At 70.8% G+C, this 11,152-nt stretch carries 9 protein-coding genes, 1 pseudogene and 1 riboswitch; of the genes and pseudogenes, 9 read left to right on the forward strand and 1 reads right to left on the reverse strand.

Going from position 1 to position 11,152, the window contains the following annotated elements; genetic code table 11:
- Positions 1–117 precede the first annotated feature (117 nt).
- From AQJ11_RS42480 to AQJ11_RS42510, 7 genes are all read left to right on the forward strand, one after another.
- The gene (locus AQJ11_RS42480) at positions 118–1,410 is read left to right on the forward strand and encodes a cytochrome P450 family protein (RefSeq protein ID WP_059267035.1); all 1,293 of its coding nucleotides are present in this window, start codon (positions 118–120) and stop codon (positions 1,408–1,410) included.
- 227 nt (positions 1,411–1,637) lie between these two features.
- On the forward strand, positions 1,638–2,729 hold the full coding sequence (locus AQJ11_RS42485) for a LysM peptidoglycan-binding domain-containing protein (protein ID WP_059267036.1): 1,092 nt from the start codon (positions 1,638–1,640) through the stop codon (positions 2,727–2,729).
- 183 nt (positions 2,730–2,912) lie between these two features.
- A riboswitch (cyclic di-AMP (ydaO/yuaA leader) is annotated at positions 2,913–3,085 on the forward strand.
- 4 nt (positions 3,086–3,089) lie between these two features.
- A complete protein-coding gene (locus tag AQJ11_RS42490; RefSeq protein ID WP_059267037.1) occupies positions 3,090–3,803 on the forward strand; it encodes a LysM peptidoglycan-binding domain-containing protein in 714 nt (237 codons plus the stop codon).
- A 316-nt stretch (positions 3,804–4,119) separates the two neighbouring features.
- Positions 4,120–5,421 (forward strand): phosphopyruvate hydratase, encoded by a 1,302-nt coding sequence (gene eno, locus AQJ11_RS42495; protein WP_041665249.1) that lies wholly within the window; start codon positions 4,120–4,122, stop codon positions 5,419–5,421.
- A 105-nt stretch (positions 5,422–5,526) separates the two neighbouring features.
- A complete protein-coding gene (locus tag AQJ11_RS42500) occupies positions 5,527–6,003 on the forward strand; it encodes an FtsB family cell division protein (RefSeq protein ID WP_014673162.1) in 477 nt (158 codons plus the stop codon).
- 49 nt (positions 6,004–6,052) lie between these two features.
- Positions 6,053–6,622 (forward strand): DUF501 domain-containing protein, encoded by a 570-nt coding sequence (locus AQJ11_RS42505; protein ID WP_059267038.1) that lies wholly within the window; start codon positions 6,053–6,055, stop codon positions 6,620–6,622.
- Entirely contained in the window at positions 6,619–7,560 is a 942-nt protein-coding gene (locus AQJ11_RS42510; RefSeq protein WP_041665247.1) for a Ppx/GppA phosphatase family protein, read from the forward strand. Before AQJ11_RS42505 ends, AQJ11_RS42510 begins: the two co-directional genes overlap by 4 nt.
- 12 nt (positions 7,561–7,572) lie before the next feature.
- On the opposite strand, the pseudogene AQJ11_RS51955 reads toward AQJ11_RS42510, so the two are convergent.
- A pseudogene (locus AQJ11_RS51955) lies at positions 7,573–7,707 on the reverse strand (type II toxin-antitoxin system RelE/ParE family toxin); the annotation flags it as partial.
- Between the two features lie 500 nt (positions 7,708–8,207).
- On the opposite strand from AQJ11_RS51955, the gene AQJ11_RS42515 reads away from it, so the two are divergent.
- Both AQJ11_RS42515 and AQJ11_RS42520 read left to right on the forward strand, forming a co-directional pair.
- A complete protein-coding gene (locus tag AQJ11_RS42515; RefSeq protein WP_078611753.1) occupies positions 8,208–9,590 on the forward strand; it encodes an NAD(P)/FAD-dependent oxidoreductase in 1,383 nt (460 codons plus the stop codon).
- Positions 9,591–9,855: 265 nt separating this feature from the next.
- Positions 9,856–11,148 carry an SAM-dependent methyltransferase gene (locus tag AQJ11_RS42520; protein ID WP_059267039.1) on the forward strand — a complete coding sequence of 431 codons (1,293 nt, stop codon included), beginning with the start codon at positions 9,856–9,858 and terminating at the stop codon, positions 11,146–11,148.
- Positions 11,149–11,152 lie beyond the last annotated feature (4 nt).

The raw sequence follows: 11,152 nt of genomic DNA on the forward strand, positions 1-11,152 counted from the left end.
GGCCCTGTCGTCAAACTCCCGTCCGCCACGCGCTTGACGACAGGACCTGGCACCACCGCACCGCCGCCCTGCCCCCACCCGACCGACGCTCCCCGGCGAGCCGGATACGGTCGAGAAGTGACCGACCAGCCCCACCCCGCCCAGCCGTCCTCCCACCGGGACCAGCCGGCCCCCGCCCTGTTCACCTGGGAGTTCGCCACCGACCCCTACCCCGCCTACGCCTGGCTGCGCGAGCACGCCCCCGTGCACCGGACACGGTTGCCGAGCGGGGTGGAGGCCTGGCTGGTCACCCGGTACGCCGATGCCCGGCAGGCCCTGGCCGACCAGCGGCTCAGCAAGAACCCGGCGCATCACGACGAGCCCGCGCACGCCAAGGGCAAGACCGGCATCCCCGGCGAGCGCAAGGCCGAGCTGATGACGCATCTGCTGAACATCGACCCGCCGGACCACACCCGGCTGCGCCGGCTGGTCAGCAAGGCCTTCACGCCCCGCCGGGTCGCCGAGTTCGCGCCCCGGGTGCGGGAGCTGACCGATCACCTCATCGACCAGTTCGCGCGGCGCGGATCCGCCGACCTCATCCACGAGTTCGCCTTCCCGCTGCCCATCTACGCCATCTGCGACCTGCTCGGCGTCCCGCGCGAGGACCAGGACGACTTCCGGGACTGGGCGGGCATGATGATCCGGCACGGCGGAGGCCCCCGGGGAGGCGTCGCCCGGTCGGTGAAGAAGATGCGCGGCTACCTCGCCGAGCTGATCCACAAGAAGCGCGAGGCGCTGCCCGCCGAGCCCGCGCCCGGCGAGGACCTGATCTCGGGCCTCATCCGCGCCTCCGACCACGGCGAGCACCTCACCGAGAACGAGGCCGCCGCCATGGCCTTCATCCTCCTGTTCGCCGGCTTCGAGACGACCGTCAACCTCATCGGCAACGGCACCTACGCCCTGCTCACGCACCCCGACCAGCGCCGGCGGCTGGAGGAGTCCCTGGCACGCCGGGAGACGGAGCTGCTGGCGACCGGCGTGGAGGAACTGCTGCGCTTCGACGGCCCGGTGGAGCTGGCCACCTGGCGGTTCGCCACCGAGCCGCTCACCATCGGCGGACAGCGGATCGCGCCGGGCGACCCGGTGCTCGTCGTGCTCGCCGCCGCCGACCGGGACCCGGAGCGGTTCGCCGACCCGGACGTGCTGGACCTCACCCGCCGCGACAACCAGCACCTCGGTTACGGCCACGGCATCCACTACTGCCTCGGCGCGCCGCTCGCCCGCCTGGAGGGCCAGACCGCGCTCTCCACCCTGCTCACCCGGCTGCCCGATCTGCGGCTCGCCGCGGACCCGGCCGAACTGCGCTGGCGCGGCGGACTCATCATGCGCGGCCTGCGCACCCTGCCGGTGGAGTTCACTCCCAGCGCCTGAGGCGCAGTGCCGGAACACACCGCCTGAACACACCGTCCGACCTGGTCCGGCACGGTCCCACACCGCCTCTTCAAGGAAAAATGACAGACATTCAACTATGTGATCTTCACGTGATCTGTGCGGCATGAACTTGTGACAAGTGATCGTCTGCCGATACGTTCACCCATCAGCGCGGCGACCGGCTCCATCCGCCGCGCCGGTCCTGCTGTCGCTCGAAAGGCTTCTGCATGCTCTCCGGGAACGGCCGACACCGTCGCCCCCGTCAGGCACCGGCTCTCCTCGTCGCGGCCGGAGTGACCGGCTCCGCCATCGCCATCCCGCTCCTCGGCGCGGCGAGCGCCAACGCGGCCGACGGCACCACATGGGACAAGGTGGCCGAGTGCGAGAGCGGCGGCTCCTGGAGCGCCGACACCGGCAACGGCTACTACGGCGGCCTCCAGATCTCGCAGGAGGACTGGAACGCCTACGGCGGCGGCCAGTACGCGGCCAGCCCCGACCAGGCCAGCCGCAACCAGCAGATCGCCGTCGCCGAGAAGATCCTCGCCGACAAGGGCACCACCCCCTGGGCCACCTGCGCCCTGTTGTCCGGTCTGACCGAGGACTCGGGTGCGACGCACGTCGACACGGGCGTCGGCGGTTCCGGTGGCTCGGGCGGCTCCGGCGGTTCGGGCAAAACGTCCGGATCGGCAGGAAACTCCGGTACATCCGGCACGTCCGGTTCCTCCGACAGCTCCGACTCGTCCGGTCTGCCGGATTCGTCGCCCTCCGCCGATGCGGACTCCGACACCAACTCCGGCTCCGGGAAGGGCTCCTCCTCGGACAAGACCACCACTCCGAGCGCCAAGCCGGACAAGGACGCCGGTGCGCCGACCGGGTCCAAGGGGGCCGACACCCCCAAGTCCGACAAATCCACCGCGCCGGACGCCGGAAGCCCGCAGGGGGCCGACAACTCGCCCACGGCAGCCCCGGACGCCGGCATCGGGGACAACCCGCAGCAGGCCGCGGGTTCCTGGAGCCTGGTCGACACCGGCTCCCTCGGCGGCGGACGGCACCGGGGTGCGAGCGCGGACGAGGGCGGGACGGACGAAAGCGTGACAAACGGTCAGAGCGCCTCGTCTTCCGGTCGGCACGCCTCCCGCGAGACGGACACGTACACCGTCCGCCAGGGCGACACCCTCGCCTCCATCGCCGACTCCCTTGACGTCGACGGCGGGTGGCGCGCGCTGTACGCCGGCAACAAGAAGGCCATCGGGACCGACCCGAACCACATCAGTGCCGGTCAGACCCTGGACGTCGGGGGCGAAACGGGCGGTAAGTAGGGGGAGTTGGCGCCCCGCTTAGCGCCTTAATGTCCGGTTTGGTGAAAGTGTGGGATGAGTCTCAGAAGCCCTGATCGTCTTTGAAATTCCGCCGATCACGTGTCTACGGTCGGGACCGCTCGTCACCACGAGCCCCGGCCGCCGCAACGCCGAATCCTGCCAGCGGTCGCCCGGGAACAGTCGTCGCGTCAAGCGCCGTAGGCAGGAGCGGGGGACCCAAGGTAAGTGCCGGGCCCGGCGGTTGACGCCGGAACCGGCTTGGGGTGAAGCCGCATCCCGCGTGAGCGGAGTGCGGCCGGGCAACTCAACCGGCCCGAACCCGACAGCTCACCTCGCAGGCGTCGGTGAGGGGATCGATCCATGCTGTTCTCCAGCAAGGGCAAGCACCGTCGTCCGTCCAAGGCCGTCCGCGCCATCGCGCTCGCCGGTGTCACCGGTGCCGCCGTCGCCGCTCCGCTGATGGCGGCCGGCAACGCCTCCGCCGCCACCGCCTCCCAGTGGGACGCGGTCGCCCAGTGCGAGTCCGGCGGCAACTGGTCCATCAACACCGGCAACGGCTACTACGGCGGGCTTCAGTTCTCCGCCTCCACCTGGGCCGCGTACGGCGGCACGCAGTACGCCGGCACCGCCGACAAGGCGAGCAAGGCGCAGCAGATCGCCGTCGCCGAGAAGGTCCTCTCCGCTCAGGGCAAGGGCGCCTGGCCGGTCTGCGGCACGGGCCTGTCCGGCACCCCGTACAACGGCTCCGCCCCGAGCACCTCCGCCCCGAGCACCTCCACGAACTCGGGCGGCTCCACCGCCACCCGCTCCACCGGCGAGCAGGCCGCCTCCCGCTCCGCCGAGCGTCCGGCCGCGAGCGCGAGCAAGAGCCCGAGCAAGACCGTCACCACCCCGACCGGCAAGAAGGTCAAGAAGGGCGACGGCGAGTACAAGGTCGTCACCGGTGACACCCTCAGCTCCATCGCCGAGAAGCACCACGTGCAGGGCGGCTGGCAGAAGCTGTTCGAGCTGAACAAGGACATCGTCGAGGACGCCAACCTGATCTACCCGGGTCAGCAGCTGCACCTGAAGTAAGCCCCCGGCCCCCGGCTCCCAGCCCGGGCACGGGCCCGCGCGTCCGCGCGGGCCCTGCCGAAGGCCCCCTGAGGGCCGCCCCCGTCCCCACGGGCTCCCCGCCCCGGTGCGTGTTCCCCCGTACGCACCGGGGCGGGGATTTTTGTGCCCGCCGGCCCTCGGACCCTTTGTTTCGGCGAGAAACAAAAGGTACCGTCGGCTTGTCCACGGGGCGGTCGGTCGGTGGCCGACGCCCCCGGGACGGTTAGGCTCTAGTCGCAAGGCACAGCCGTAAGGCACACCGCCCCGCACTTCCAGCGTCACATCCAAGAAGGAGATGCTCGTGCCGTCCATCGACGTCGTCGTAGCCCGGGAAATCCTGGACTCCCGAGGCAACCCCACGGTCGAGGTCGAGGTCGGCCTCGACGACGGCAGCACGGGTCGTGCCGCCGTCCCGTCCGGCGCCTCGACCGGCGCCTTCGAGGCCATCGAGCTCCGCGACGGCGACCCGAACCGCTACCAGGGCAAGGGCGTCGAGAAGGCCGTCCTCGCCGTGATCGAGCAGATCGGCCCGGAGCTGGTCGGTTACGACGCCACCGAGCAGCGCCTGATCGACCAGGCCATGTTCGACCTGGACGCCACCGACAACAAGGGCTCCCTCGGCGCCAACGCCATCCTCGGCGTCTCGCTCGCCGTCGCGCACGCCGCCTCCGAGGCCAGCGACCTCCCCCTCTTCCGCTACCTGGGCGGCCCGAACGCGCACCTGCTGCCGGTGCCGATGATGAACATCCTGAACGGCGGCTCGCACGCCGACTCCAACGTGGACATCCAGGAGTTCATGATCGCCCCGATCGGCGCGGAGTCCTTCTCCGAGGCCCTGCGCTGGGGCACCGAGGTCTACCACACCCTGAAGAAGGTCCTGAAGAGCAAGGGCCTGTCCACCGGCCTCGGCGACGAGGGCGGCTTCGCCCCGAACCTCGGCTCCAACCGTGAGGCCCTCGACCTCATCCTGGAGGCCATCAAGGAGGCCGGTTACATCGCCGGCCAGCAGATCGCCCTCGCGCTCGACGTGGCCGCCTCCGAGTTCTACAAGGACGGCAAGTACCTCTTCGAGGGCAAGGAGCGCTCCGCCGCCGAGATGACGGAGTACTACGAGGAGCTCGTGGCGGCCTACCCGCTCGTCTCCATCGAGGACCCGCTGTTCGAGGACGACTGGGCCGGCTGGAAGGTCATCACCGACAAGCTCGGCGACAAGGTCCAGCTGGTCGGCGACGACCTGTTCGTCACCAACCCCGAGCGCCTCGCCCGCGGCATCGAGGAGGGCGCGGCCAACGCCCTGCTGGTCAAGGTCAACCAGATCGGTTCGCTGACCGAGACCCTGGACGCCGTCGAGCTGGCCCAGCGCAACGGCTTCAAGTGCATGATGTCGCACCGCTCCGGCGAGACCGAGGACGTCACCATCGCCGACCTGGCCGTCGCCACCAACTGCGGCCAGATCAAGACCGGCGCCCCGGCCCGCTCCGAGCGCGTCGCCAAGTACAACCAGCTGCTGCGCATCGAGGAGATCCTCGACGACGCGGCGGTGTACGCGGGCCGCAGCGCGTTCCCGCGTTTCCGGGGCGGGATCTCCAAGGGCTGACCCAACCTGGCGTAAGGCTTAGCCAGTCGTACGTACGTCCCCGTACTCGGTCCCGTACCGTGTCCGGGGACGTACGCGCGTGTGAAAGGGGAGGCGGAGCGACAGATGGCCGTGAGGGACCGGGACCGTTTCTCCACCGCGACCAGGCTGCGGCTGCTCGGCGAGCAGACCGCGGCCCGCGTCTACCGCTCCCAGACCAAGCGGCAGGCCCGCCGATCCCGGCTCACCGGCCGCGCGGCCCTGCTCGCGCTGGTGCTGTGCACGATGATCGTCGCCCTCGCCTATCCGATGCGGCAGTACGTGTCGCAGCGCGAGCAGATCGCCGACCTCCAGCGGCAGCGGGAGCAGGCCCGTGAGCGCGTCGAGCAGCTGCGCGACCTGAAGGCGCGCTGGCAGGACGACGCCTACGCCGAGCAGCAGATCCGCCGCCGGCTGCACTACGTGATGCCCGGCGAGACCGGGTACGTGGTCGTCGACCCGAGCGCGGCCAGGCAGTCCCGCGCCGACCTCGGGGCCGCCCACCGGCCCTGGTACACGAACGTCTGGGAAGGCGTCGACAAGGCCGACGCCTCCGACCAGTGACCGGCCCGTCCGGTCCGGCAACCGACAGAACCCCACCCCGAAAGCAGTCATGGAAACCCCTCCGCCGCCCACTCCGCGCACCGAGCCCACCGACGCGGACGTAGAGGCCTTCAAGCAGCAGCTGGGCCGCCCGCCGCGGGGCCTCAGGGCCATCGCGCACCGCTGCCCGTGCGGTCAGCCGGACGTCGTGGAGACGGCGCCGCGCCTGCCCGACGGCACGCCCTTCCCGACGCTGTACTACCTGACGTGCCCGAAGGCGTCCTCCGCCATCGGCACGCTGGAGGCGAACGGCGTGATGAAGGAGATGACCGAGCGGCTGGGCCGCGACCCCGAGCTGGCCGCCGCGTACCGGGCCGCGCACGAGGACTACATCCGGCGCCGGGACGAGATCGAGGTCCTCCAGGGCTTCCCGAGCGCGGGCGGCATGCCCGACCGGGTGAAGTGCCTGCACGTGCTCGTCGCCCACTCGCTGGCCGCCGGCCCGGGCGTGAACCCGCTCGGCGACGAGGCCCTGGCGATGCTGCCGGAGTGGTGGCGCAAGGGCGCGTGCGTGACGCTCGACAGCGGTGACAGCGGTGAGAGGGACGAGCGCGACGACAGCGAGGGGGACGAGAAGTGACCCGCGTGGCCGCCATCGACTGCGGTACCAACTCCATCCGTCTGCTGGTCGCGGACGCCGACCCGGCGACGGGCGAACTGACCGACCTGGACCGCCGGATGACGATCGTGCGGCTCGGCCAGGGGGTCGACCGCACCGGCCGGCTCGCGCCCGAGGCACTGGAGCGCACCTTCGCCGCCTGCCGTGAGTACGCGGACGTCATCAAGGAGCACGGCGCCGAGCGCCTGCGGTTCGTCGCCACCTCCGCCTCCCGCGACGCCGAGAACCGCGAGGACTTCGTGCGCGGTGTGCTGGACATCCTCGGGGTCGAGCCGGAGGTCATCACCGGCGACCAGGAGGCCGAGTTCTCCTTCACGGGTGCCACGAAGGAGCTCACCGGCCGCAGCGACCTCACCCGGCCCTACCTGGTCGTGGACATCGGCGGCGGCTCCACCGAGTTCGTCGTCGGCGGCGACCACGTGCGCGCCGCCCGGTCGGTGGACGTCGGCTGTGTACGGATGACCGAGCGGCACCTGGTGCACGGCGGCGAGGTGAGCGACCCGCCCACCGAGGAGGAGATCGCCGCCATGCGGGCCGACATCGAGGCCGCCCTGGACCTCGCCGAGCAGTCGGTCCCGCTGCGCGAGGCGCACACCCTGGTGGGCCTGGCCGGGTCCGTCACCACGGTGTCCGCCATCGCCCAGGAACTGCCCGCGTACGACTCCGCGCGCATCCACCACTCCCGGGTCTCCCGGGACCGCGTGCGCGAGATCACCGAACGGCTGCTGCGCTCCACGCACGCCGAGCGCGCCGCGATCCCCTCCCTGCACCCGGGCCGGGTCGACGTCATCGGCGCCGGCGCCCTCGTGCTGCTCGCGATCATGGAGCGGATCGGCGCCGAGGAGGTCGTGGTGAGCGAGCACGACATCCTGGACGGGATCGGCTGGTCTTTGGCCTGACCGCTCTTGCCGGTCGCGGTACACGTCCCGCCGGTCGCCGACCTCGACGACGAGGATGACGGCGGTCAGGAGGCGCATGGCATCGGGGCGGCTGATGGCCCGGAGCTGCCGCCGCGCCGCCGTGGTGAACCGGAAGGCGCACTTCACGCCGTATCGCCGTCCTGCTCGGTGAACCGAGGCGTGCCCCGAAGCGTGGCGTGGCTCTCTTTTGTTACTGGACGGTAGCCACCTGCTGAGCAGGTTGGATAACGTTTGAGCGGCGTCCGGGGCCCCCTTGAGGGGCCCTTGGTCACACCCGCGCGGGAACCTTCGTGAAGTTCTTCACAAGGAATTCCCTCCCATCGGGCCCCGGAAGGGGGTCCCATTGGCCCTTCCGGGGGCCCAGAGGCTGTTTGAACATGTTCAGATGGCGGGCGCGGGAGGCCCCTGGAGGGGGGTGTTCCGAGGGCGTCACGGCGCCCTCACGGCCATCGCACCGGCCCGGAGAGGCAGCTCACGCGGCCTTGACAACGGGGCGAAGCGCCCCGCGGTTCCCTCGCGCCCCCGTGGTCTGCGTCACGCGAGCCGCGGAGTTTAACACAGGCCCTGTCAGACCTTGTGAAGGGGCGCACGAGCGACCCCCCCGGGGCGGGTGGATACTCGATGGCATGAGCACCACGGAGCGTCCCAGGATCCTCGTAGTAGGCGGTGGGTACGTAGGCCTGTACGCAGCTCGGCGCATCCTCAAGAAGATGCGCTACGGCGAGGCGACCGTCACGGTCGTCGACCCCCGGTCGTACATGACCTACCAGCCCTTCCTCCCCGAAGCCGCCGCCGGCAGCATCTCCCCTCGCCACGTCGTCGTCCCGCTGCGACGCGTGCTGCCGAAGGCGGAGGTCCTCACCGGTCGGGTCACCACCATCGACCAGGACCGCAAGGTCGCCACGATCGCCCCGCTGGTGGGCGAGGCGTACGAGCTGCCCTTCGACTACCTGGTCATCGCCATGGGCGCGGTCTCCCGCACCTTCCCGATCCCCGGCCTCGCCGAGCAGGGCATCGGCATGAAGGGCATCGAGGAGTCCATCGGCCTGCGCAACCACGTCCTGGAGCAGCTGGACAAGGCCGACTCCACGACCGACGAGGAGATCCGCCGCAAGGCGCTCACCTTCGTCTTCATCGGCGGTGGCTTCGCGGGCGCGGAGACCATCGGTGAGGTCGAGGACATGGCCCGGGACGCGGCCAAGTACTACAAGAACGTGTCCCGCGAGGACATGCGCTTCATCCTCGTCGACGCCGCCGACAAGATCCTTCCCGAGGTCGGCCCCAAGCTCGGCCAGTACGGCAAGGAGCACCTGGAGAGCCGGGGCGTGGAGATCTACCTCTCCACCTCCATGGACTCCTGCGTCGACGGCCACGTGGTGCTGAAGAACGGCCTGGAGGTCGACTCCAACACCATCGTGTGGACGGCCGGCGTCAAGCCGAACCCGGCCCTCTCCCGCTTCGGTCTGCCGCTCGGCCCGCGCGGTCACGTCGACTGCGAGCCCACGCTCCAGGTCAAGGGCACGGACTACATCTGGGCCGCCGGCGACAACGCCCAGGTGCCGGACCTCGCCGCCCGCAAGGCCGGCGTGGAGAACGCCTGGTGCCCGCCGAACGCCCAGCACGCGCTGCGCCAGGCCAAGGTCCTCGGCGACAACGTGGTCTCCGGTATGCGGGGCTTCCCGCAGAAGGAGTACGAGCACGCCAACAAGGGTGCGGTCGCCGGTCTCGGCCTGCACAAGGGCGTGGCGATGATCGTCATGGGCAAGATGAAGATCAAGCTCAAGGGCCGCCTCGCCTGGTACATGCACCGTGGCTACCACGGCATGGCGATGCCGACCTGGAACCGCAAGATCCGCGTCTTCGCCGACTGGACGCTCGGCATGTTCCTCAAGCGCGAGGTCGTCTCCCTCGGCGCCATGGAGAACCCGCGCGAGGAGTTCTACGAGGCCGCCAAGCCGGCGCCGGTCGCCGCCGCGAGCAAGACCGAGGAGAAGGCCAAGGCCTCCTGACCCCCGGTCACCGTAAGAACCCCGGGTCGCCGACAGACCCTCCGGTCACCGACAGGTCCTCCTGTCGGTGACCGACCCGGAAGACCTCCTGCCATCCGTGGTGCGGGAGGTCTTCCGGCGTTCCCGGACACTTCCCGGGCACCCGTCTGCATGGTTTCTACAACCGTTTTGCCCAGTCGTAACTCCTTTGCGGGACTGCGCCGAGGCCCTCGCGGTGTTTACGTGGTATCCGGCATCCGGGATCGTCGTCTTGGAGGTGTGCGCCATGGCCGACGCCGCGTCGCGGCTGAGGAGTCTTGCCGAGCAGTTGCTGGGAGCCCCGCTCCCGGTACGCCTGAAGGCCTGGGACGGGTCGCAGGCAGGGCCGCCGGACGCGCCGGCGCTCGTCGTGCGCAACCGCCGAGCCCTGCGCCGCATGCTGTTCAAACCGGGCGAACTGGGCCTCGCCCGCGCCTGGGTCTCCGGTGACCTGGAGATCGAGGGCGACCTGTACACCGCGCTCGACGCCATGGCGGGCCTCGTCTGGGAGCGCGGGGAGGACGCCCGCGGCCTCGGCCAGGCCCTGCGCGACCCCGATGTCCGGGCCGCCGTCCGCGAGCTGCTGAGACTGGCCGGACCGCCGATCCCGCCCGCCCCGCCGCGCGAGGAGGTCCGCAGACCCCGCCGGAACCTGCACACCCGGCGTACCGACAAGCGGGCCATCAGCCACCACTACGACGTCGGGAACGACTTCTACGAGATCGTCCTCGGTCCCTCCATGGTGTACTCCTGCGCCTACTGGGAAGATGCCGGAACCCTGGAGTCCGCCCAGCGCGACAAGCTGGAACTGGTCTGCGCCAAGCTGGGCCTGAAGGAGGGTCAGCGGCTGCTGGACGTCGGCTGCGGCTGGGGCTCCATGGCCATCCACGCGGCCCGCGAGCACGGCGTGAGCGTCGTCGGCGTCACGCTCTCCCAGGAGCAGGCGGCGTACGCCCGCAAGCGCGTCGCCGACGAGGGGCTGACCGACCGGGTGGAGATCAGGGTCCAGGACTACCGGGACGTCGTGGACGGCCCCTTCGACGCGATCTCCTCCATCGGCATGGCCGAACACGTCGGCGCCGAGAAGTACCTGGAGTACGCCCGCCAGCTCCACGCCCTGCTCAAGCCCGGCGGCCGGCTGCTCAACCACCAGATCGCCCGCCGCCCGCAGCGGGACGAGTCGGCGTACGAGGTGGACGAGTTCATCGACGCCTACGTCTTCCCCGACGGTGAGCTCGCCCCCGTCGGCACCACCGTCACCCAGCTGGAGCGGGCCGGTTTCGAGGTCCGGGACGTGGAGTCCATCCGCGAGCACTACGCCCGCACCCTGCGCGGGTGGGTCGCCAACCTGGAGGCCGACTGGGACCGGGCCGTCCACCTCACCAGCCCCGGCCGGGCCCGTGTCTGGCGGCTGTACATGGCCGCCTCCGCGCTCGCCTTCGAACGCAACCGCATCGGCGTCAACCAGGTCCTCGCGGTCCGCACCCCCGAGTCCGGCGCCTCCGGACTCCCCCTGCGCGCCCGCACCTGGCACGGCTGACAGC

The sequence above is a fragment of the Streptomyces corchorusii genome (assembly GCF_001514055.1).
Classification (GTDB): domain Bacteria; phylum Actinomycetota; class Actinomycetes; order Streptomycetales; family Streptomycetaceae; genus Streptomyces; species Streptomyces olivaceoviridis.